Raw genomic sequence first — 22,080 nt, 5'->3', positions numbered from 1 at the left:
TCGAATGAGGATAGGGAGCGTTGATAGGCCAAACAGGAGCCCGGCGCCAATGACCGAGACCAGCGGGTATCTGGACCGCGAAGACGGCGAACGCGTGGCCTGGAAGGCCGTGGCCGGCAAGGGGCCGACGGTGGTCTGGCTGGGCGGCTTCATGTCCGACATGGCCGGGACCAAGGCCCAGGCCCTGGCCGACTGGGCGGTGGCGCGGGGGCGGACGTTCGTGCGCTTCGACTACATGGGCCACGGCGAGTCGAGCGGGGCCTTCCGGGACGGCACGATCAGTCGCTGGCGGGAGGATTCCCTGGCCGTGATCGATCAGCTCACCGACGGTCCGCTGGTTCTGGTGGGGTCTTCGATGGGCGGCTGGATCAGCTGTCTGGTAGCGGCGGTGCGGCCGGAGCGACTGGCCGGGATGGTGCTGATCGCACCGGCCGCAGACTTCACCGAAAAGCTCATGCTGCCGGGCTTCCCGCCCGAGGCTCACGCAGCCCTGGCGGCGACCGGCGAGTGGATCCGCCCCAGCCTCTATGACGAGGGCGGCTATCCGATCACCCGCAATCTGCTCGAAGACGGCGCTCGCTGGTCGATCCTGCCCGGCCCGGTGCCGATCGAGGTTCCCGTGCGTATCCTGCAGGGGGCGGAAGACCCTGACGTGCCGTGGGCGCATGCCTTGGCGCTGGCCCAGGCCCTGAAGGGTGAGGATGTGGTCTTTACCCTGATCAAGGACGGCGACCACCGCCTGTCGCGGGCGCAGGACATCGCCCGGCTGCTGGCGGAGGTTGAGGCGATCTAGACGTCGGACCGGATGGCGAAGGCTTCAGCCCGGCAGATGACGCTCGCCATCTCGCCATGGGCGAGACCCGGTATCTCGGCGGCCAGGACCTCGAGCCGGTCATGGTGATGGGCGTTGGTCGCCGGCTTGGTCGAGGGGCGCGGATAGTAGATCAGCGCCGTGTGGTATCGCCCGCCAAGGTGCAGGGCGCAGCGGGTGAAGGAGAAGTTCTCTGGCGCAATCCGGCTGCGGGGGTCGGGAAGGGGACTCGTCCAGTCGACCGCCTCCAGCGTCACGTCCGGGCTGACGAGGTCCAGCGCGTAGGGGAGCTTGAGATTGATCGTCCCCCAGAAAAGGTTGGGAGCCTCGGCCAGAAGGTCGAAGCCGCGCGCCTTGAAGGCCTCGTACTGCAGCTTGAGCGAGCCGTCCGGGAACGGGTTCTCAGGCTGGCCGACGGACTGCCCGGAGGCGATCTGGTAGCCCGGTGTGATCACGCCTGTGTGGAAGGCGAACATCCGCAGCTCAGTTCCAGAAGGCCTTGATCCGCTCCGCCTCCGCCAGCCCCTGGGCATGGCCGGCGCGGGCGATGTCGCCGCGCCGTGAGCCGTCCATCAGGTTGGGGCCGAAGGCTTCGCCGCTGCCGCCGTCGGGGACGATCAGGGCGGCCTCTCCGCCGGCGGCGCGGACCTGGTCCAGCTCGGCGTCGAGGCCGGGCTGCATGAAGGGCAGGAAGGCCGGCGGGGCGACGGCGACCAGCAGGACCTTGCCATGGCTTTTGGCGAGGTCGGCGTTGGTGCCCGAGCGCATGCCGCCGTCGATGTAGCGGCGCCCGTCGATGGTGATCGGCGGGAAGATGGTGGGCACCGAACAGCTGGAGGCGATGGCGCGGATCAGGGGCGCGGCCTTGTCGCCGTCCCAGATGACCAGTTCGCCGTCGGCGGTGTCGACCGCCGTGCAGGCGTAGCCGGTCGGCCAGGGACCGTCGTGCTCGGCCAGCGGGCCGAAGCCGGCGATGAAACCCTCTTCCGACGGCGTGGTGGCCTCGAGCGCCATCTTCGCCAGCTTGAGACGGCCCTCGATGGCCAGCGGCTCGCCGGGCGGCTTGCTCATCATCACGCTCATCAGGGGCGTCAGGTCGGGGGCGGGACGGCCGGTCGGGGCGGCGGCCTTGATCTGGTCGGCGGCGGCGAACTCGGCCCTCAGCATGGCGGCCGGATCGCGGCTGATGGCCAGGTGGGCGCCGACGAAGGAACCCGCCGAGGTGCCGAGGATCCAGTCGGCGTCGGAGACATCGACCCCGCCGTCGGCCAGTCCGGCCAGCAGGCCCGTTTCCCAGGCGATCCCCACCGGACCGCCGCCGCCCAGAACCAGCGCCTTGCTCATGTTTCCATCCCCTGTTTTGTCAAGGATAGCGGTCGCGGCCTCATCACAGGAAGGGTCAATCGCCGGCTGGAGGCTCCGGCTCCGGCCAATAGTAACCCTCGCGGTCGTAGCGCCGGCGGACGGCGGCGGCCTCCTTCGTGTAGCCCGCCTTGAGAAGCTCCGCGTACAGCAGGCCGGCCGTCATTGAGGTCTCGCCCAGAGACGTGATGGCGGGGGTGTAGAAGTTGACCGCCTCGGCCGGGCGGCCATTGGCGATCAGCATCCGCATGCCTTGGCGCCAGATTGTTGCGCGGTCCTCATCCCGACCCCTGGGAGGTGGGGGATAGGTGGCCGCGGCCTGACGATAGTAGCGGAGCGCGGAATCGACATCGGTCGGCGGCGACGGGACCGGCGGTTCACCCGCCATGCCGGGGTCGACATAGGCTTCAGCGATGTAGAGCAGGCTGAAGGCCGTTTCCGCGTTGTCGGTCCCCAGCCGGGCGCGGCGGATTTCGTAGGCCTGCTTGAAGGCGCCGACGGCGGCCTGTCGGTTGGCTTTCCGGTCGACCTTCAGCAGCATGATGCCGATATCGGTCCAGGCCACGGCGACCTCCGGGTGTTCGGGCCCGAAGGCGCGAACGTAGGCCTCCTTCGCCCGATAGAAGAAGGGCAGGGAGGCGGCGCTATAGTCGTTGACGTCAAGCTGCACGGCAAAGGCCGAGGTGATGTCGGCCACGCGGACTGAGTCCTCGCCATAGGTGGCGATGGTCTCGGTCAGCAGAATCTCGAAGGCGACGACGCCGGCCGAGAGATCGCCGGCTTCGAGGTGGGCAGTCGGCCCGGCCACCAGGACGTCACGCTCTTCCGTGCTGAGCCGGTCGGTTGTCTGGCTGAACGCCGGCGGGTCTTCGGGCGCCTGACCCGCTGCCGGCCCTGTGAGCACCAGGACGGAAGCGACGACCATCCCGGCGACCCCGCGAACGACACTGGCGCGCATCTCTTCCCCCTACTTGGCGGCGAGGATAGCGGTCAGGCCCTCGCGATAGGAAGGGTAGATCAGCCGCCAGCCCAGTTCCGCCTTGGCCCGGGCGTTGGAGACCCGCTTGTTCTCGGCCCAGAAGCGTCGGGCCGGGGCGGGCATGCTGGCCTCGTCGTAGGGGATCAGCGGCGGCGGGGCCTGGCCGAGCAGGGCGGCGGCGAAGGCGTTGACCTCATGGGTCGGGGCGGGCGCGTCGTCGACGATGTTGTAGATCCCGCCGGCCCGTGGGCGGGCGATGGAGGCGGCGAGGGCGCCGGCGATGTCCTCGACGTGGATGCGGCTGAACACCTGGCCCGGCTTGACGATGTTGCGCACCGTGCGCTCGTGCAGCCGGTCCAGCGGCGAGCGGCCGGGGCCGTAGATGCCGGGCAGTCGGAAGACCTGCACCGTCAGCCCCATGCCGCGCCCCACCTCCAGCCAGTCACGCTCGGCGGCGACGCGGCGGCCGGCCTCGATGCTGCGGGCGTGCAGGGGCGTGGTCTCGAAGCACCAGCCGCCCTCGCGGTCGCCATAGACGCCGGTGGTCGACAGATAGCCGATCCAGTCGGGGAAGGCGCCGGCCCGGGCGATGGCCGGGACCAGGGCCTCGAGGGCCGGGCAGCCGTGGTCGGTCGGCGGCGGGGTGACCAGGATGGCGGTCATCGGCGGGGCGCTGACCAGAGCGGCCTGGTCGCTGCTGTCGATGGGGGTGACGCCGGCGGCGCGCGCGCCCTCCGCCGACGCTTCGGAGCGTACGGCCGCCCAGACGCGCCAGCCGTCCGCCATCATGCGGCGGGCGAAGACGCCGCCGGTGTAGCCGAAGCCGAAGATCAGCAGATTGGGCAAGGCGGCTCCTTCCGACTTATGCCGGCCAGCATCTGCCAGAAGGAGTGCCTCAGACTGTCGCTTGATCCAAGCGGTTAGGCGAGGGTCAGGGTGACGTCGATGTTGCCACGGGTGGCGTTGGAATAGGGGCAGACCTGGTGGGCGGTGTCGACCAGGGCCTGGGCCTTGTCGCGGTCGAGGCCCGGCAGGCTGACCGTCAGCGCCACTTCCAGCCCGAAGCCGCCCTTGTCGTTGGGGCCGATACCGACGGCGGCGTCGACGCTGCTTTCGGTGATGGTCACGCCTTGCGAGCGCGCCACGAAGCGCAGCGCGCTGTCGAAGCAGGCGGCGTAACCGGCGGCGAACAGCTGTTCCGGGTTGGTCGCGCCTTCCTTGCCCGGGCCGCCGAGGGCCTTGGGGGTCGACAGGGCCACGTCGAGGACGCCGTCGTCGCTGCGGGCGGAACCGTCGCGGCCGCCGGAGGCCTTGGCGTGGGCGGTGTAGAGGGTGGTCATCGGTCAGTCTCCAGTTTGATTGTGCACAATATAATTGGAAACGATTTTAATGTTTGCAAGGGGCCTCGGCGTGCTTATTTCCTGTCCATGCCCACCCCGACCTTTTCCCCCGCCGACAGCCTGCGCCTGTCGAACCAGCTGTGCTTTCCGGTCTATGCGGCCGCCAACTCCGTGCAGAAGCGTTACCGCCAGGCCCTGGCGCCGCTGGGCCTGACCTATCCGCAGTATCTGGTCATGCTGGTGCTATGGGAGATCGACGACCTGTCGCTGGGCGAGATCGGCTCACGGCTTTGCCTCGACTCCGGCACCCTGACGCCGCTGCTCAAGCGGATGGAGACGGCTGGCCTGGTCATTCGGGCGCGGTCGGCGACCGACGAGCGGGTGGTGCGCATCCGGCTGACGGAAAAGGGCCGGGCCCTGAAGGCGCCGGCCCAGGCCGTACCGATGGAGATGGCCGGCGCCTTCGGGCTGCAACGCGACGAGGCTGTCAGCCTGAAGGCCGGGCTTGAGAAGCTGATCGCCGCGCTGAACTAGCGGAGGAGGGCTTCGACCGCTTCGCGCGCCGCCTTGCCCAATTCCGGATGCTGCAGGGCGTAGGCGACGTTGGCGCGCAAGAGGCCGATCTTGTCGCCGCAGTCGTAGGTGACGCCCTCGTATTCCAGGGCGTGGAAAGGCTCCAGCGCCATCAGCCGGACCATGGCGTCGGTCAGCTGGATCTCACCGCCGGCGCCTTTGCCCTGGTCGGCCAGCAGGTTGAAGATTTCCGGCTGCAGGATGTAGCGGCCCGAGATGAACAGGTTGGAGGGCTCGGTCCCCAGCGGCGGCTTCTCGACCATGCCGGTCATGCGGTTCAGGCGGCCCTCGCGGCCGTCCAGCGCCACGATGCCATACTTGTGGGTCTCGCCTTCGGGGGCCGGCTCGACGACGACGATATTGCCCCCGACCTGGTTGTAGGCGTCCATGGCCTGCTTCAGCGGCGGCACCTGCGCATGCATCAGCATGTCGGGCAGCATGACGGCGAAGGGCTCGTCGCCGACGATGTCACGCGCGCACCAGACGGCGTGGCCGAGGCCCTGCGGCGACATCTGGCGCACGAAGCTCATCTCGCCAGGCTGTGGCAGATCGGCGAGGACGGCTTCGAGAATGTCGAGCTTGCCCTTGGCCTGCAGCTGGGCCTCCATTTCGACGTGGTGGTCGAAGTAGGCCTCGATGGCTTCCTTGCCGCGTCCGGTGACGAAGACGAAGTGCTCGATGCCGGCCGCGCGGCCCTCGGCGATGATGTAGCTGAGGATCGGCCGATCCACGATGTTGAGCATTTCCTTGGGCGTCGTCTTGGCGCCGGGCAGCACGCGCGTGCCCAGGCCCGCGACCGGAAGGACGGCTTTGCGGACAGGTTTCATGGGGGATCAGGTATCCGAACGGCGATCACAATTCCAGCCGGGACGGAACGACCCGTATTGGGCGATGGTTCTCGGAACAGTGCAAGTTCGCCCGTCTGGATGCCCGCCCATGAGACCGCTTCTGACCATCGCCATCGCCGCTGGAACCACCCTGGCCCTGATGGCCTGCAGCAAACCGGCGACCGATGCGCCGCCCGCCGCCGAGACGACGACCTCGCCCGTTCCGCCCGCCAGTGACAGCCCGCCGCCGCCGACCGATGCGACGACCACGCCGCCGGCCCCGATCGATCCGACCGACCCGACCAAGGTTCCGCCGGACATCGTCGCGCCGGCGCCGGGCGAGGGCGATCAGACCAAGCCGATGCCGCCCTCGTAGGGGCTATTCCACCGTCACCGATTTCGCGAGGTTGCGTGGCTGGTCGACGTCCGCGCCCTTCTGGACGGCCACATGGTAGGCCAGCAGCTGGATCGGGGCGGCGAAGACCAGCGGGGCGATCAGGGGGTCGCAGGTCGGGGCGATGATGACATCGGCGCCGTCCGGAGCGTGATGGGCGCCGGCCTCGTCGGTGATCAGCACCACCCTGCCGCCGCGCGCCACGACCTCGCTCATGTTGCTGACCGTCTTCTCGAACAGGGCGTCCGAGGGGGCGATGATGATGATCGGGGTGTGCTCGTCGACCAGGGCGATGGGGCCGTGCTTGAGCTCGCCCGCCGCATAGCCCTCGGCATGGATGTAGCTGATTTCCTTCAGCTTCAGAGCGCCCTCATAGGCCAGCGGGGCCATCGGGCCACGGCCGAGGTAGAGCACGTCGCGGGCCCGGGCGATCTTGGGGGCGAGGGCGGTGACCGCCGCTTCGACGTCCAGCGACTCGCCGACCAGGCGCGGGGCTTCCAGCAGGACGCGGGCCAGATGGTGCTCCTGGTCCTTGTCGATCCGGCCGCGCGCGGCGGCGGCGGCCACGGCCAGGGCCAGCAGGGCGGTAACCTGGCTGGTGAAGGCCTTGGTCGAGGCCACCCCGATCTCGGGGCCGGCATGGGTCGGCCACAGGACGTCGGCCTCGCGCGCCATGGTGCTTTCGTGGCTGTTGACGATGGCGGCGGTCTTCAGACCCTTGGCCTGGCACCAGCGCAGGGCGGCCAGCGTGTCGGCGGTTTCGCCCGACTGGCTGACGGCGATGGCCAGGGTGCCCGGCGTCACGGCCGGTTCGCGGTAGCGGAACTCCGAGGCGATCTCGACGTCGCAGGGCAGGCCGGCCAGGCGCTCGAAGGTGTAGCGGGCGATGGAGGCGGCGTAGAAGGCCGTGCCACAGGCGACGATCTGGATGCGCTCGACGCCCTTGAAGTCGAAGTCGCCGGGGGCCTTCACCGTGCCGCTGACGGCGTCGAGGTAGGCGGTCAGGGTGTGCTGGCAGGCGTCGGGCTGCTCGTAGATTTCCTTGACCATGAAGTGGCGGTGGTTGCCCTTCTCGACCAGGGCGGCCGAGGCGCTGACCAGCTTCACCGGCCGGGTCACCGCGTTGCCGTCGGCGTCGAAGATGCGCGAGGTGGTGTCATCGATGGCGACGAAATCGCCCTCTTCCAGATAGATGATCCGGTTGGTGAAGGGGCCGACGGCCAGGGCGTCGGAACCCAGGAACATCTCGCCGTCACCCTCGCCGACGACCAGCGGGCTGCCGCGCCGGGCGCCCAGGACCATGCGGTCGTGGCCTTCGATCAGCACGGCCAGGGCGAAGGCGCCAGTCAGGCGGTCCAGCGTGGATTTGAGGGCGACCAGCGGCTCGTCGCCGGCGGCGATGCGGCTGTCGATCAGCTGGGCGATGACCTCGGTGTCGGTGTCACTCTCGAAGGTGCGGCCGGCGGCCTGCAGTTCGGCCTTCAGCTCGGCGAAGTTCTCGATGATGCCGTTGTGAACCAGGGTGACCTTGCCGGCCTTGTGCGGGTGGGCGTTGGGCACGTTGGGAACGCCGTGGGTGGCCCAGCGGGTGTGGCCGATGCCGACCGTGGCGTTCAGCGGCTCGGCGGCCAGGACCTCTTCCAGGGCCTTGATCTTGCCCTTGGCGCGGCGGCGTTCGACGCCGGCCCCGACGACGCCGGCGATGCCAGCCGAGTCATAGCCGCGGTACTCGAGGCGCTTGAGGCTTTCGATCAAACGTTCGGAGACGGAGCTCTTGCCGACGATGCCGATGATGCCGCACATGCTGGGACCGTCCTGTAGTTCAACGAGTAAGCGAAGGCGCCATTAGCACCGCCCGGGCGGAGCGGGGCATGAAAATGCGTTGCAGACTGTTGCGTTAAGACTTTCCGACAAGAAACAGACGGTCGCCAAAAGTTTATTGGCGAACTCGCGCGTCGGGGGCAAAACCCGCGTTCAAGAGGGACCTATGGCCAAACGCTCCTATTTCGGCACCGACGGCATCCGCGGCCGCGCCAACAGCCATCCCATGACGGCGGAGGTCGCCCTGCGCGTCGGCCTGGCGGCGGGCAAGCTGTTCCGCACCGAGGCCGACCGCCGTCACCTGGTGGTGATCGGCAAGGACACGCGCCTGTCGGGCTACATGATCGAGCCGGCGCTGGTGGCGGGTTTCACCAGCATGGGTATGGACGTGCGGCTGTTCGGGCCGCTGCCGACGCCCGGCGTGGCGATGATGACCCGCTCGATGCGGGCTGACCTCGGCGTGATGATCAGCGCCAGCCACAACGCCTTCTCCGACAACGGCATCAAGCTGTTCGGGCCGGACGGCTACAAGCTGTCGGACGCCCGCGAGGCGGAGATCGAGAAACACATGGACGAGGGCCTGCAGGAGGGCCTGGTCGGTCCGACGGAACTGGGCCGGGTGCGGCGGATCGATGACGCCCAGGCCCGCTATGTCGAGATCGCCAAGGCGACCTTCCCCAAGAGCCTGAACCTCAACGGCCTGCGCATCGTCATCGATTGCGCCAACGGGGCGGCCTACAAGGTGGCGCCCCTGGTGCTGCATGAGCTGGGCGCCGAAGTCATCGAGATCGGGGTGGAGCCGAACGGCTTCAACATCAACGACCTATGCGGTTCGACCCATCCGGCGACGATGAGCGCGGCGGTCAAGGAATACCGGGCCGACATCGGCATCGCGCTCGACGGCGACGCCGACCGGGTGACCATCTGCGACGAGAACGGCGTGGTCGTCGACGGCGACCAGATCATGGCCATCGTCGCCGGCGCCTGGGCCAAGGATCAGAAGCTGGCGGGCGGCGGCATCGTCGCGACGGTGATGAGCAACCTTGGCCTCGAGCGGTTCATGCAGGCCCAGGGCCTGAGCCTGGAGCGCACCGGGGTCGGCGACCGCTATGTCATGGAGCGGATGCGCTCGGGCGGCTTCAACCTGGGCGGTGAGCAGTCGGGGCATGTGATCCTGTCGGACTTCTCGACGACGGGGGATGGCCTGATCGCCGCGCTGCAGGTCGTGGCGGTCATGATCCAGACGGTGCAGCCGATGAGCGCCCTGGCCCGCCAGTTCGAGCCGGTGCCGCAGCTGCTGGAGAACGTGCGATTCAGCAAGGGCGCCAAGCCGCTGGACAGCGACAAGGTCAAGGATGCGATCAAGTCCGCCGAGGCCCGGCTGAACGGTTCGGGCCGGGTGCTGGTGCGGGCTTCGGGCACCGAACCGCTGATCCGGGTCATGGCCGAGGGCGACGACGAGGCGCTGGTGGCCGAAATGGTCGGCGAGATCGTCGGGGCCGTGAAGGCGGCGGGGGTCTAGCCTCCTCCGTCAGGGCCGCAGCGCCAGCAGGGCGAAGCTGGCCAGCCAGTGCTCGCCCATGTAGTCGCCGGCGACGTGGTCGATGGCGCTGGCCAGGTGGCGGGCGGCAGCGTCCTTCGCCGCCGCCGAGGCCGGGTGGCCTTCAGGCAAGGCGCCCGCGATGTTCCGCCAGCACCAGGCGCGTGACAGGTTCAATCCATCCAGATGGGCGATCTTGCCGTCCGTGCGGTCGCTGACCGTGGCCGGCTGGAACAGGGTCGCCGGCAGGCGTTCGGCGGCCCTGGGCAGGAAGCGGTCGAACCAGGCGGGGAAGTCGGCGCCCAGCACATGGCGCATGGCTTCGGCTTCCATCAGGGCCGGGGAGAGGAAGTCTTCGCCCGAGGGCTCCCAGGCCTGGCAGTCGGTGTCGTCCAGGTGCCAGCGTCGCAGGGCTGCCTTGAGCAGGGCCGAGAGGTCGTGATCCTCGATGACGTCGGCGTATTCGAGGGCCAGGGTGATGGCGAAGGCGGTGCTGGAGTGCACGCCCGTGCGGACCGGATAGGTGGCCAGGGGCAGGTAGGCGTGGAACCGCTGAACGAACCCGTCGGCCAGCGGGCGCAGATGGGCGAACCAGTCGTCGTCATGGCGCAGCAGTTCGGCCTGCAGCATCAGGAGCCAGCCCCAGCCATAGGGGCGCTCGAAGCCGCGCGAGCCGGGGCGGCCGAGGTAGGAGGTTTCGACGGCGACCTTGGCGGGGGTGAAGGCGTCGTCGAACAGGGCGCGGATGCCAGGGGCTTCGGGAATGCCGGGATGGAGCCGCAGCAGGGTCGCCAAGGTCCAGTAGCCGTGGACGCAACTGTGCCAGTCGTAGCTGCCGAAAAAGATCGGGTGGAAGTCCTGGTGCGGCGCGACATCGCCGGCGCTCATGAACACATGGTCGGCCTTGTGCGGCCAGGGCTGGCGCACGTGGCCCAGGGCGATCGCGGCGAAGCGGGAGGCCGTTTCGGCGGAGAGCTCAGTAGACATAGACATACATCAGCACGGTGTTGGCGATCAGCAGAATCAGGGCGGTGGGGATCTGGGCCTTGATGACGCCGTAGCGGTCGGTCAGCTCCAGCAGGGCGGCGGGCACGATGTTGAAGTTGGCGGCCATCGGGGTCATCAGCGTGCCGCAGAAGCCCGACAGCATGCCGATCGCCGACATGATCACCGGGTCGCCCTTGAAGGTCCCGACAATCAGAGGCAGGCCGATGCCGGCCGTCATCACCGGGAAGGCGGCGAAGGCGTTGCCCATGATGATGGTGAAGATGGCCATGCCGAAGGTGTAGGCGACGACGGCCAGCATGGCGCCGGCGGGGCCGCTGCTGGGCAGGCTGGAGCCGGCGAACGCGCCGATGATCTGACCCACCCCGGCGGCGGCGAAGACCGCGCCGAGGGCCGCCAGGGTCTGGGGCAGAAGGGCGGCCCAGCCGACGGCGTCGAGCAGGCGGCGGCCTTCCTGGGCGGGGACGGTCGGCCGGGGCCGGATCATGACTACGGCGATGACCAGACCGACGAGGATGCCGAGGATCAGGGCGACCAGGGTGGCCTGCTTGGGATCGACGAGGGCCGTTCCGTTGATGGTCAGGGGCGTCAGGCCAACCAGCTCCCAGCCCTTGAAGACGAAGGTGCCGATCAGGGTCACCGCGGGGATGACCAGGGCCGGGATGAACAGCTTGGCGCCGAGGCGGGCGGCGCTCTCGCGGCGTTCCTCGGGCGTTGTGGTGGCGGGCTTGCCCTGGCCCAGGGCGCCGAAGCCGGCCAGGCCCGCGAGGGCCAGGACCAGGACGCCGTTGGCGAGGTCGCCGATGTAGCTGCCGAACAGGAAGCTGACCGCCAGCAGGCCCCAGAAGGCCAGGTTGCCCCAGCGCTTGGGGTTCGCAGCGTCGAAGGCGCCGAGCAGGGCCATGGCCGCAAAGAAGACGCCGCCGATGACGTAAAGGACGGACAGGCCGATCATTGGAACTCATCCTCGGCGTTGAGCTTCGCCACATGGGCGTCGAGCCGCCAGAGCCGTACCCCATGGATGATGAAGGCCAGGATGGCCGTCGGGATGGCCCATACCGACAAGGCCAGGGGATCGACGATGATGCCGTTCTGCTCGAGGAAGCCCTTGATCAGCAGGATGGAGGCGATGGCGATGAAGATGTCCTCGCCGAAGAACAGGCCGATGTTGTCGGTCGCCGCGCTCATGGCCCGGACGCGCATCCGGGCTGCCTGGCCGAGCAGGCCGAGTTTGGCCTCCGCCGCGCCTTCCGCCATGGGGGCGATCAGCGGGCGGACCATCTGCGGGTGACCGCCAAGCGAGGTCAGACCGGCCGCCGAGGTGAGCTGGCGAACCAGCAGGTAGAGGATCAGCAGGCGGCCGGTGGTGGCGCCCTTGATGGCGGCGACGAGATCGCGGGCCTTTTCTTGCAGGCCGGCCCGTTCGAGCAGGCCGATGACCGGCAGGATCATCCAGGTCAGGGTGATGTAGCGGTTGTCGTTGAACGCCTTGCCGAAGGTCTCCAGCGTCGTCCTGGCGGCGGCGACGGGGTCGAGGCCGGTCGACAGGCCAAAGGCGATGCCCGTCGCCAGGGCGGCGGCGGCGACGACCAGCAGCGGATTGAACCGCAGCACGAAGCCGACAACGACGACGGCGATGCCGATCAGCGGCCAGAGACTCATCGAGCGGGCTCCTGTTTGGCGAGACAGTCGCCGCAGTTTGATCAGCCGTCTACCGGCGCGTCCTCGTCGAGATGGCGCAGGGGCGAGAGGAAGAAGACGGTGGTGACCAGGCCGATCATCAGGACGCCGGGAACCAGAATCGAGGCGTGGGGCCCGAAGGCCTTGGCCAGGAAGCCGTAGACCACGGCGCCCAGTGGTCCGCCGCCCATCAGGCCGAGCGTGAACACCGACAGGATGCGGCCCCGGCTCTCGGCCGGCGCGTACTGCTGGACCAGGCCCCGGCCCAGCGTCATCGCCACCCCGCCGCCCAGGCCCCAGATGAAGTTGAGGACGCAAAGGGCCGGGAACGGCATGCGGATCGAACAGCCGATCAGCACCAGGCCGCCGGTCAGCAGGGCGGCCATGTAGATCCGCCCCTTGCGGCGCAGATGGCCCAGTCGCGCAAGGGTCAGGGCCGAGACCAGAGAACCGACCCAGAAGCAGAGGCTGAACTGGGCCAGGGCGGTGGCGATATGGGTCGGGTCCGGATCGTTCGGCGGGAAGTAGCTCTGCACGATCAACGGCAGCAGGACGAAGAAGCTGCCCATGAAGCAGATGCCGACGAACAGGGCGCAGACCACGGTCGGGGCGATGATCGGCGAGGAGAAGGCGCCCTTCACCCCGCCGGCGATGTCGGCGGCCATGCGGCGGACCAGATGGCCGTCGCCCTTCTCGGCGACATGGGCCGGGCGCGGGCGCAGGCTGACGGCGGCCAGGGCGGCGGCGGCCATCAGGCCCGACAGGCTGAGCAGCATGCGGCCGACGCCGACGACCGGCGCCAGGGTGGCGTAGGCCATGCCGAGGATCTGGGCGCCGAACTGCGCCAGGGAGGCGAAGGTGACGGCCCGGTGCACCGAGGTCCCGTCGGCCCCGGGCGCGACGAGGCTGAGCAGGCTGTCGCGGGCGGGGATGGCGAAGGCTCCGATGGTCCCCACCGACAGGGCGTAGGCAATGACCAGGCCGTAGGTCAGCCGACCGCTCATCACCATGAAGCTGAGGGCCGCGAAGGTCAGCACCGACAGCGCGCAGGAGATGGCGACGATGCGGCGCGGCGGGATGCGGTCGGCGGTGAAGCCGCCGATCAGGATCAACAAGGTGGTCGGCAGCTGCAGGCACATCTGGGCCAGGCCGAACCGGATCTCGTCCTCCTGCAGGACCACCCGGACCAGATAGGGAAACAGCACCAGCTGCACCCCGAAGGCCAGGAACCAGGCGCCGTGGGTGAAGAGGTAGGCGGGAAAGCGGGTCGTGGTCGACGTCGGCACGGCGGTCTCCGGTAGCGCACGGCCGAGGTGGGCGAAGCGTCCCTGGACTATAGCGCGCCTGCCGCCGGGGAGGCCAAGGGCCTGCTTGTCAGCGAACGCGGGTCAGCGGACAGTGCCGCCAACGCCGGGGAGGGCGCACCATGCAAGACACCACCATCCTGCTGCCGATGATCGCCATGGCGGCGCTGACCTTCGTGGTCAGCTTCCTGATCCCGCTCCGGCGGTTCAGCAAGAAGCACGGCCTGAGCCAGGACGACTTCGCGCTCGGGGAGTCGGCGCGGGTGCCGACCGAGGTGTCACTGCCCAACCGCAACTTCGCCAACCTGTTCGAGGCCCCGGTGCTGTTCTATCCGGCGGTGCTGGCCTTCTATGTGACGGGGACCGCCGACATCTTCGCCATCGGCCTGGCCTGGGCCTATGTGGCGGCGCGGGTGCTGCATTCGATCGTCCATGTGACGTCGAACATCGTCCGCTTCCGGGCGCTGTATTTCACGCTCAGCATGCTGGTGCTGATGGGTCTGTGGGGCCTGCTGGCCTGGAAGATCCTGACGGCCGGGTGACCGGGCCTCAGCCCCGCCCGATGCTCGAATACTCGAACCCCCGCCGACGCATGTCGTCGGTGCGGTAGATGTTGCGCAGGTCGACGACGATGGGGGTGTGCATCAGGAGCTTGACGCGGTCCAGGTCCAGCGCCCGGAACTCGTCCCATTCGGTGATGATGACCACCGCGTCGGCGCCCTCGACGGCGTCGTAGGGACCGTCCTTGAAGTCGACGTCGCGCAGCATCTGGCGGGCCTCGTGGCCCTCCGGGTCATAGGCCTGGACCTTGGCGCCGAGCGCCAGCAGGGCCGGGACGATGTCGAGGCTGGGGGCGTCGCGCATGTCGTCGGTGTTGGGTTTGAAGGTCAGGCCCAAAACGCCGATGGTCTTGCCGGTCAGGTCCTCGGCCCCCAGGGCCTTGGTGACCCGGGCGGCCATGGACTTCTTGCGGCGGTCGTTGACGCGGACGGTGGCCTCGACCAGCTCGATGGGCGTTCCGGCGTCGCTGGCGGTGCGCACAAGGGCAAGCGTGTCCTTCGGGAAGCAGCTGCCGCCGTAGCCGGGGCCGGCGTTGAGGAACTTGCTGCCGATGCGGTTGTCGAGGCCGATGCCCTTGGCCACCTGCTGGACGTCGGCGCCGACGGCCTCGCAGAGATCGGCGACCTCGTTGATGAAGGTGATCTTGAGGGCCAGGAAGGCGTTGGCGGCGTACTTGATCAGCTCGCTGGTGCGGCGGCCGGTGAAGACGATCGGCGTCTCGTTGAGGAACAGCGGGCGGTAGAGCTCCTGCATCACCTCTTTTGCCTGGTCGTTATCTGTGCCGACGACGACGCGGTCCGGCCGCTTGAAGTCGTCGATGGCGGCGCCTTCGCGCAGGAACTCGGGGTTGGAGACGACGGCGAACCGGGCGTCCGGGCGGCGCTCGCGGATGATGCGCTCGATCTCGTCGCCGGTGCCGACCGGGACGGTGGACTTGGTGACCACGACGGTGAAGCCGTCCATCAGGTCGGCGATCTCCTCGGCGGCGGCGTAGACGTAGGAGAGATCGGCGTGGCCGTCGCCGCGGCGCGAGGGGGTGCCGACGGCGATGAAGACCGCGTCGGCGTTGCGGACCGCGTCATTGGCCTCGGTGGCGAAGAACAGGCGGCCGGCCTTGACGTTGCGGGCGACCAGATCGTCGAGGCCCGGCTCGTAGATCGGCATGATGTTGTCATGCAGGCGCGCGATCTTGCCGGCGTCCTTGTCGATGCAGGTGACGGTGTGGCCGAAGTCGGCGAAGCAGGCTCCGGACACCAGGCCAACATAGCCGGTGCCGATCATCGCAACACGCATGGGAGTGTCTCTGTCTTAGGAGGGCGCGCCCCTGGGCGCCGCTTTATGAGGCGGCTTTGAGCATGACGTGGGGGGAGAGGGCAACCTCAGGAAGGGGGCGTTGTCGCGGTTCGTCCGAAGGGTGGCATTTGGGCACTAGACGGCGGGACTGGTGAAAGCGACCTGCGCTGTTAGAAGGGGCCGGATAGGGGGAGTTTCGATGAGAGTTGTCGTCCTGGCCGCCGCCTTGCTGGCCGCCTTCGCCGGGCCCGTCGCTGCGCAGGCCGACCTGACCGAGATGACCAGGTCCTACAGCTATTTCCACCGCGTCGGCGCAGACCTGGCGACGCATGACGCCGAGCTGATCGACTGCCTGAGCAAGGCCGGCCAGACCCAGTCGCTGCGGGGAGGGCTGAACGTCCAGAAGCTGGACAAGCTGGACGAATTTCTCAGCGGTTTCCGCGCCCAGAGAAACATCTCGGTGAACACCGAGAACTGCATGGTGGTGAAGGGGTGGGAGATCGTCACCGTGGCCGAGGCCGTCGGCAAGGAAATCATGGCGCCGGATGAGCCGCAGCTGGCCAAGGCTTTCCTGGCGGACCGGGTCGGCGCGCCGGTGGTCTCCGGAGGCGTCGTGCGGTCCTGGAGCAACGACGCCGCCAACCCCGAATCCGAGCGCTTCGGAGGTGATCCAAGCGTCGCCGGCAGGGGATCGATCAGCGTCAAGGGCCTGCTAAGCTGGGACCTGAAAAAAGCGGTAAGCACGCCCGGCTGGATGCCCAGGCCGCCGCAGGCGCCGGAGAGCGCAAGAGCCCGGCTGTTGAAGGCCAACCAGCTCGCCGATGTCCCGGCCGGCAGCGCCGTGATCGTCACCCGGGTGCGCGATGTCAGCAGCCGAAACAGCATCGGCTTCGCCTTCGAGCGGGTCTCGTCCGATCCTGCTGTCCCCGCCTGGTCGGTCGACGGCCAGGTTTCGGAATTCGGGGTCTATCAACCCCTGATGGGAGCGAACGAGGACGGGCGCTTCGTGGCTGTCGTCGTGCCACCGGGCGAGTGGCGATTGGCCTCGCTGGGCTTCTATTCGGTGCTGAACCTGTGCCTCGGATCGCCCTCGTTCGAGATCAAGGCGGGCGAGATCATCTTCGCCGGGACCTTTGATATGGGCGGCCAGCCTTTCCGGCCCGACATGGAGATGACGGCGGCGAAGAAGTTCCTCAAGGCGCGGCCCGATTTCGTTCAGGCGCTCAGGCCGGCCATCTGGCGCAACGGCTCAACCGGCCCTTGCCGCGACCACGTGATCTATGCCCTGGAGTTCGAGGGCGCGCCGTTCGCCGAGGGCTACGCGTGGGGTGGCGCGCGGAAGGCGCTCTAGGTACGAGCCGCCCTCGGCTCGAGCAGGCAGAGGCCGGCTCGCGCGGCTTCAGCCTCCAGAACGGGCACGGCGGCCGGGTCCGTCAGGAACACCAGGAATTCCAGATCGAAGGCGGCGATGAACCGGGCCTTGTGGCGGGGGAAGTAGAGGTCGAGGTCGTCGAGGTCGCGCAGGCAACGCTGGATGAAGCGGCGCCAGCGCGCCGAACGCGGATTCAGCGGCCGGTCTGTCTCCCGCCCGACCACCTGGCGCGCGCCGCCTTCGGCCAGCCGGTCGAAGAAGGCGAGGAAGCGAGCCTCCAGTTCGACAAAGGCCTGATGCTGACCGCTCTCCCAGGCCTCGCGGTAGAAGAGGAAGGGGACGGTGAGGAATTCTTCCTCGGTCAGCCAGTGATCATGCCGCGACAGCTGGCGGACGGTGTAGCCCGCCGCGATCGCGCGGTCGTAAGCGTCCTCGTGAAAGGCCGGAAACGTCGGCATCCGACGCGTCAGATTTCCTGGTTGTACTTGCCGACCTGCGGGTGGGCGGCGAGGCGGGGCTTCACTTCCTTGTGGAAGAGGGCGCGCATGTCGTCTGCGTCGCGGGTGCTTTCGACGACGACCACGATCTCGGGCTTGTTGGAGCTGGCGCGAACCAGGACCCAGCTGCCGTCGTCCAGGGCGACGCGGACGCCGTTGACGGTGATGACGTCGGTGATCCCGCGGCCGAGGATTTCACCACCCCGGGCTGCAAGGGCTTCGTATTCCGCCACGACCTTTTGTACGACGCCGTATTTTTCTTCATCGCCGCAATGGGGGCTCATGGTCAGGGAGGTGTAGGCGACCGGCAGGGCGTCCTTCAGATCGCTGAGGGTCTTGTCCGGGTTGCGGTCGAGCATGGCCAGGATGGCGGCCGCCGCGGTCAGGCCGCAGTCGTAGCCCCGGCCCAGCGGCTCGTTGAGGAAGAAGTGGCCGCTTTTTTCGAAGCCGGCCAGGGCGCCGAGCTCGGCCGACTTGCGCTTGATGTAGCTGTGGCCGGTCTTCCAGTAGACGGTGGTCGCGCCATTGGCCTCAAGGATGGGGTCGGTGGCGTAGAGGCCGGTCGACTTCACATCGACGACGAAGGTGGCGCCCTGGTTCAGCGGCGCCAGGTCGCGGGCCAGCATCAGGCCGATCTTGTCGGCGAAAATCTCCTCGCCGGTGTTGTCGACGACGCCGCAGCGGTCGCCGTCGCCGTCGAAGCCCAGCGCCAGGTCGGCCCCGAACTCCTTCACGGCCTTGCTCATCTCGTGGAGCATCTCGTGGTCTTCGGGGTTGGGGTTGTACTTGGGGAAAGTCCAGTCCAGCTCGCAGTCCATCTCGTAGACCACGGCCACGCCCATGCGGCGCAGGGCGTCGGGGACGAAGGCGCCGGCGGTGCCGTTGCCGCAGGCGGCGACGACCTTGAGCGGGCGGACGATCCGTGCGCGGCGCGAGACGTCGGCGATGTAGCGCTCGGCCATGCCCTCGATGCGGGTGACCTTGCCGCCGTCGCGAGAGACGAACTTGGCGCCCAGCACGATGTCCTTCAGGGCGCCCATCTCGTCGGGGCCGAAGGTCAGGGGCCGGGCGGCGCCCATTTTCACGCCCGTCCAGCCGTTCTCGTTGTGGCTGGCGGTGACCATGGCCACGCAGGGGGCGTCGAGGTCGAACTGGGCGTAGTAGGCGGTCGGCGACAGGGCCAGGCCAATGTCGAGCACCTCACAGCCGGTTTCGATGAGGCCAAGGCTCAGGGCTTGTTTGATGGTCAGCGAATAGCTGCGGAAGTCGTGGCCGACGACGATGCGTTTGTGGCCGAGGCTCTGGATATAGGTGCCGAGGCCGAGGCCCAGGGCCTGGATGCCCAGCAGGTTGATGTCCGGCCCGAACAGCCAGCGGGCGTCGTACTCGCGGAACCCCGTGGCCTTGACCAGCGGTTCGGTCTCGTAGGCGACGGTGTTGGGAACGAGGTCGGCGCGCGGGATGAAGGGCATGGGGGACTCGAGAAGCCGTTTTTCTTTGGACGGCTCCTATAGCGCGTTGCGGCGGCCGGCGTCAGCGGCGTTGAGTCACGGGCGGGGCGTCACGCGGGAACGTAGACCTCCTCAATCTCGTCGAGGATGCTCTCGGGCGCTTCGTCGGGTTTGGCCGGATCAACGGGCTTGGGCGGCTGGCCGTCAGGCGGCGGGCAGGCCTTCTCGGACCGTGCGGCCATCTTGGCTTTGAGCTCCGCCTCGATCTGGTCGACGCGCGTCTCGGTTTCCTCGACCTCAAAGCGTCCGCGGTCCGAGATGATTTCGCCCGAGCCGCGGAGATCGGCGATGGCCTGACGAATGCGTTGGAGCTGCCGCAGGGCGGCCTCGTAGCTGCCGCCGCAGGGGTCCTTGTCGCCGGCGTCGATCAGTTCCCGGAGGGTGGCGAGTTCGCTGCCGATGTAGCTCCAGTACCATTCGGGAACGATCGGGGGCTGGCCGGTCGAATCGCGCCCGGCAGGACCGGCGCCGAGGTCGGGACCTTCGACCTCGCCAGCCGGCGGCGTGTAGGGTGCCGGGGCGGGTTCGAATCTGGCTTCCCGGCTCGTCGACCTGGGCGGTTCCCCAGGGGGACGGCAGGCGGCGGGATCCTCCGAGAGCCAGTCCAGCAGAGCCTCCATCCGCCCCTTGTCAGCCAGCAGCGCGGCACGGCCCCGGTGGCCAAGGTTTGGATTGTCAAAGCGGGCCAGCCGTTCCCGGATCTGGTCGATCAGCTTCTGGCGCGTCCCTGGCTTGCAGTCATATTTCGACATCAGCTCGTCGATGAGCTTGAGGTCTTCGTACAGCCAGGTGTCAGTCTGCAGGTCCACGAACATGCCGGTGGTCAAGGCCTCCTTGCCGGCATCCGTCATGTTCGGGTCCTGCTGAGGCGTGGACACGGGTGCCGCCGGCGGGGTCGTGGTGGAGACGGTGTTGAAGACCGCCGGCGGACAATCCTCCTTCGCCTCACCCTCGGTGAAGGTGAAGACGCCGGGCGAGGTCTCGGTCATGGTCATTACGAAGGGCACCGCCATGACCGGGTCGCCCTTGGGCTGGGTGATGTAGGTGATGAAGGTCAGCGGGCCGCCACCCTGGGGCACGCTGAACTTCATAAAGGCTTCCTTGGCCCCGTGGCTGGCGCTGGAGAAGCCCATGCTGGCCCACATCGGTTGCGGGCCGGACTTGGTCAGCATGCCGGGCAGGCTGAACTTGCCGCCTTCCGACCAGCCGCCGGATTCCTGGCTGACCATCTGGCCGTCGACATAGGTGGTCTTGGTCCAGGAGACGGTCAGCTGCCAGTCGCCCCACAGATCGCAGGGGCCGGCGTCGGACGGCGCCTGGACCTTGCCGCCATCGGGGGTTTCGAGCAGGGCGGCCTGGAAGGTGCCCTTGTCTGGCGACTTGGCGATGTCGGCGAAGATGTTGACCGTGTCGCCCTTGCCGCGCTTGGCGCCCACCCGCAGGGCGATGCCGCTGGGGTGGGTGAACAGCGTCATCTCGCTGTCCTTGATCCTGCAGGTGTAGAGCTGCGGACCGCCGCCGCCCCCGCCACCACCGCCGACGCCGGCTGCGCCTAGCAGGCCGCCGACCAGCATGCCGCCGAGCTTCTTGGTCAGTTGGGCGCCCGAGCCGACCTTGCTGTTGGGGCCGACGACGATGGGCTTGCGCGGGGTCTTGGGCGGGCAGGGCTTCTTGCCGCCGGTCGCCTGTTCGACCATGCGGGCCGGGATGACGCCGACGTCCTCGCTGGCCGGTGCGACCGGAGGCGGCGCGGGATCGCCGGTAGCGATGCGCGGCTTTTGATCCGGGCAGGGGACGATTGGGATGGCCAGGATGCGCTGGTACACCGCGTTGATGGCGTTGGAATCGTCGGTCGCCGTCTGGGCGATGGGGCCATAGGCGGTCTGCTCCTCGCGCACCGCCGCCCAGCCGGGGCCGCCCTCGTTCTTCATGTAGTCGGTGAACATGCCGCCCAGCTTGCCCAGGTGCGCCGTGGCGGTCTGGGCGTTGGCCAGGCTGGCCTTAGCGGCCGGGGTGTAGACCTCGTTCATGTAGGCGACGCGGGCGAACTCGTCGCAGAAGCTGGCCGGCGGTTCGAGTTTGGCCACCGGGATCAGACTGGGGCGGGTCAGGTCAGGGGCCGGCAGCTTCGATTGCGGGCGGCAGATCTTTTCGCACTCGAGGGCGGCGGCGCGCGCGGCTTCCAGCTCGGGCAGCAGGGCGTCGTACTCTGCCTTGAGGTGGGTGTATCGCTGCTCGATCGGAAGCTGCGCGGCGCGGTGGTGGTGTTTGTGCTCCTCGGACTGCTGGCGCATCTGGTTCAGCAGGTTGCGGGCCCGGCTGGCCAGCTCGTTGTAGCGGTCGGCCTTCTCGCGGCATTCGGGACAGACGCCGGTGATCAGGCGCGGCGAGGCGGGCACGTCGAAGCCGGCGCCCAGGGTGTCCGGTTTGGGCTCCAGGCGGGGGTCATAGAAGCCGCCTCTTGTGATGCCCGGCTCCCCCGGTGGCACGCCCTCGTAGGACCAACGCTGGCCCTTCCAGGGCACGCCCTCCTCGTTGAAGAAGAAGCGGGTGTCGACGCGGCCGTTCTTGATGATGTCGGCCGAGACGATGATGACGTCGCCCTCGGGGCTGCGGCCGTAGACTGGCTCCCACTGGGCGCCGTCCTTCAACTGTGGGCCGATCGTCTCCCAGGCCTTGCCCTGCTGGGTCAGGGTGACAGGGCCGGTGGGCTGGCCGTCGGGGCCGAACTCGATCTGGTGGGTCGGCACGTCCTGGCGATTGTAGAAGACGATGCGAGCGCTCTCGCCGAGGGCGGTGTCCTCGTCGTAGCTGGATGAGACGAACTCCTCGACCGTGCCGGGCGGACTGGGGTTGTCCTCGCGCCAGTCTTCGATGGCGTCGTCGAACTTCTTGATCTGCTCGGCGTTACGGGCCCGCATTTCCTCCCAGCGGGCGTTGGCTTCCTCGGCGGCCTTCTGGGCGTTGGCGTCCTGCTCGGCGTCTACGCGGCGCTGTTCGGCCCGGATGGCCTCGGACTTGGCCCGGGCCTCGGCGAACCGCTGCTCACGGTCCGCCTTCAGCTTTGCCATGTGCTCGGCCCGCGTCATGGGAGGGCCGCCCTGGGGCGCGCCGCCCTGGCTCCAGGCCGACAGCGGCGCAATGAGACAGGCCGTCACGACGGCGAGAATGGCGAAGACGGGCAGACGCGTCATGGAACCTCCGGGAACG

General features: G+C 68.5%; 21 protein-coding genes. 6 read left to right on the top strand and 15 right to left on the bottom strand.

Annotated elements, in window-relative coordinates; all coding sequences use genetic code 11:
- The first annotated feature begins 49 nt into the window (after positions 1–49).
- A complete protein-coding gene (locus AC2YG9_RS16815) occupies positions 50–793 on the top strand; it encodes an alpha/beta fold hydrolase (RefSeq protein ID WP_487299137.1) in 744 nt (247 codons plus the stop codon).
- On the opposite strand, the gene AC2YG9_RS16810 is transcribed toward AC2YG9_RS16815, so the two are convergent.
- The 5 genes from AC2YG9_RS16810 to AC2YG9_RS16790 form a co-directional block, all read right to left on the bottom strand.
- Positions 790–1,287, bottom strand: coding sequence for a hypothetical protein (locus tag AC2YG9_RS16810; RefSeq protein ID WP_487299136.1), 498 nt, complete (start codon positions 1,285–1,287; stop codon positions 790–792). The genes AC2YG9_RS16815 and AC2YG9_RS16810 overlap by 4 nt on opposite strands.
- Positions 1,288–1,294: 7 nt before the next feature.
- Entirely contained in the window at positions 1,295–2,155 is an 861-nt protein-coding gene (locus AC2YG9_RS16805) for a patatin-like phospholipase family protein (RefSeq protein WP_487299135.1), read from the bottom strand.
- 55 nt (positions 2,156–2,210) lie between these two features.
- Complete coding sequence (locus AC2YG9_RS16800; protein WP_487299134.1) at positions 2,211–3,131, bottom strand: tetratricopeptide repeat protein; 921 nt, start codon at positions 3,129–3,131, stop codon at positions 2,211–2,213.
- Positions 3,132–3,140: 9 nt separating this feature from the next.
- Positions 3,141–3,941, bottom strand: a complete 801-nt coding sequence (locus AC2YG9_RS16795) for an SDR family oxidoreductase (protein WP_487299266.1) — start codon at positions 3,939–3,941, stop codon at positions 3,141–3,143.
- Positions 3,942–4,072: 131 nt separating this feature from the next.
- Complete coding sequence (locus tag AC2YG9_RS16790) at positions 4,073–4,492, bottom strand: organic hydroperoxide resistance protein (RefSeq protein ID WP_487299133.1); 420 nt, start codon at positions 4,490–4,492, stop codon at positions 4,073–4,075.
- A gap of 87 nt (positions 4,493–4,579) precedes the next feature.
- Between AC2YG9_RS16790 and AC2YG9_RS16785 the strand changes: the two genes are divergently transcribed.
- Positions 4,580–5,026: a MarR family winged helix-turn-helix transcriptional regulator gene (locus AC2YG9_RS16785; protein ID WP_487299132.1), complete on the top strand. Its 447-nt coding sequence runs from the start codon at positions 4,580–4,582 to the stop codon at positions 5,024–5,026.
- Here the strand turns inward: AC2YG9_RS16785 and AC2YG9_RS16780 are convergent.
- Positions 5,023–5,892: a UTP--glucose-1-phosphate uridylyltransferase gene (locus AC2YG9_RS16780; protein WP_487299131.1), complete on the bottom strand. Its 870-nt coding sequence runs from the start codon at positions 5,890–5,892 to the stop codon at positions 5,023–5,025. The genes AC2YG9_RS16785 and AC2YG9_RS16780 overlap by 4 nt on opposite strands.
- Before the next feature lie 109 nt (positions 5,893–6,001).
- Here AC2YG9_RS16780 and AC2YG9_RS16775 point away from each other — a divergent pair, with 109 nt between their 5' ends.
- A complete protein-coding gene (locus AC2YG9_RS16775; protein WP_487299130.1) occupies positions 6,002–6,268 on the top strand; it encodes a hypothetical protein in 267 nt (88 codons plus the stop codon).
- 3 nt (positions 6,269–6,271) lie between these two features.
- Here the strand turns inward: AC2YG9_RS16775 and glmS are convergent, their stop codons facing one another.
- Positions 6,272–8,089, bottom strand: a complete 1,818-nt coding sequence (glmS, locus tag AC2YG9_RS16770; protein ID WP_487299129.1) for a glutamine--fructose-6-phosphate transaminase (isomerizing) — start codon at positions 8,087–8,089, stop codon at positions 6,272–6,274.
- Between the two features lie 184 nt (positions 8,090–8,273).
- On the opposite strand from glmS, the gene glmM reads away from it, so the two are divergent.
- Positions 8,274–9,629: a phosphoglucosamine mutase gene (gene glmM / locus AC2YG9_RS16765; RefSeq protein WP_487299128.1), complete on the top strand. Its 1,356-nt coding sequence runs from the start codon at positions 8,274–8,276 to the stop codon at positions 9,627–9,629.
- 9 nt (positions 9,630–9,638) lie between these two features.
- Here glmM and AC2YG9_RS16760 read toward each other — a convergent pair whose 3' ends face one another.
- The 4 genes from AC2YG9_RS16760 to AC2YG9_RS16745 are packed head-to-tail and all read right to left on the bottom strand — an operon-like array spanning position 9,639 to position 13,618.
- The gene (locus tag AC2YG9_RS16760) at positions 9,639–10,634 is read right to left on the bottom strand and encodes a DUF2891 domain-containing protein (RefSeq protein WP_487299127.1); all 996 of its coding nucleotides are present in this window, start codon (positions 10,632–10,634) and stop codon (positions 9,639–9,641) included.
- Positions 10,624–11,607 (bottom strand): DUF979 domain-containing protein, encoded by a 984-nt coding sequence (locus tag AC2YG9_RS16755; protein ID WP_487299126.1) that lies wholly within the window; start codon positions 11,605–11,607, stop codon positions 10,624–10,626. Before AC2YG9_RS16755 ends, AC2YG9_RS16760 begins: the two co-directional genes overlap by 11 nt.
- Complete coding sequence (locus AC2YG9_RS16750; protein ID WP_487299125.1) at positions 11,604–12,314, bottom strand: DUF969 domain-containing protein; 711 nt, start codon at positions 12,312–12,314, stop codon at positions 11,604–11,606. The genes AC2YG9_RS16755 and AC2YG9_RS16750 overlap by 4 nt, the downstream gene beginning before the upstream one ends.
- 41 nt (positions 12,315–12,355) lie before the next feature.
- Entirely contained in the window at positions 12,356–13,618 is a 1,263-nt protein-coding gene (locus AC2YG9_RS16745; protein WP_487299124.1) for an MFS transporter, read from the bottom strand.
- Positions 13,619–13,758: 140 nt separating this feature from the next.
- On the opposite strand from AC2YG9_RS16745, the gene AC2YG9_RS16740 reads away from it, so the two are divergent.
- Positions 13,759–14,178: an MAPEG family protein gene (locus tag AC2YG9_RS16740; RefSeq protein WP_487299123.1), complete on the top strand. Its 420-nt coding sequence runs from the start codon at positions 13,759–13,761 to the stop codon at positions 14,176–14,178.
- A gap of 7 nt (positions 14,179–14,185) precedes the next feature.
- Here AC2YG9_RS16740 and AC2YG9_RS16735 read toward each other — a convergent pair whose 3' ends face one another.
- Positions 14,186–15,490, bottom strand: coding sequence for a UDP-glucose dehydrogenase family protein (locus AC2YG9_RS16735; RefSeq protein WP_487299122.1), 1,305 nt, complete (start codon positions 15,488–15,490; stop codon positions 14,186–14,188).
- A gap of 199 nt (positions 15,491–15,689) precedes the next feature.
- Here AC2YG9_RS16735 and AC2YG9_RS16730 point away from each other — a divergent pair, with 199 nt between their 5' ends.
- Positions 15,690–16,841, top strand: a complete 1,152-nt coding sequence (locus AC2YG9_RS16730) for a hypothetical protein (RefSeq protein ID WP_487299121.1) — start codon at positions 15,690–15,692, stop codon at positions 16,839–16,841.
- On the opposite strand, the gene AC2YG9_RS16725 is transcribed toward AC2YG9_RS16730, so the two are convergent.
- The 3 genes from AC2YG9_RS16725 to AC2YG9_RS16715 form a co-directional block, all read right to left on the bottom strand.
- On the bottom strand, positions 16,838–17,320 hold the full coding sequence (locus tag AC2YG9_RS16725; protein WP_487299120.1) for a hypothetical protein: 483 nt from the start codon (positions 17,318–17,320) through the stop codon (positions 16,838–16,840). The genes AC2YG9_RS16730 and AC2YG9_RS16725 overlap by 4 nt on opposite strands.
- Before the next feature lie 8 nt (positions 17,321–17,328).
- A complete protein-coding gene (locus AC2YG9_RS16720) occupies positions 17,329–18,831 on the bottom strand; it encodes a phosphomannomutase/phosphoglucomutase (protein ID WP_487299119.1) in 1,503 nt (500 codons plus the stop codon).
- Between the two features lie 89 nt (positions 18,832–18,920).
- Entirely contained in the window at positions 18,921–22,064 is a 3,144-nt protein-coding gene (locus AC2YG9_RS16715; RefSeq protein ID WP_487299118.1) for a F0F1 ATP synthase subunit B, read from the bottom strand.
- Positions 22,065–22,080: the final 16 nt, after the last annotated feature.

The organism is Caulobacter sp. SRI_014, from assembly GCF_057586315.1.
The sequence above is the reverse complement of the archived record's forward strand: the minus strand, read 5'-3'. Positions and strand labels throughout refer to the sequence as shown.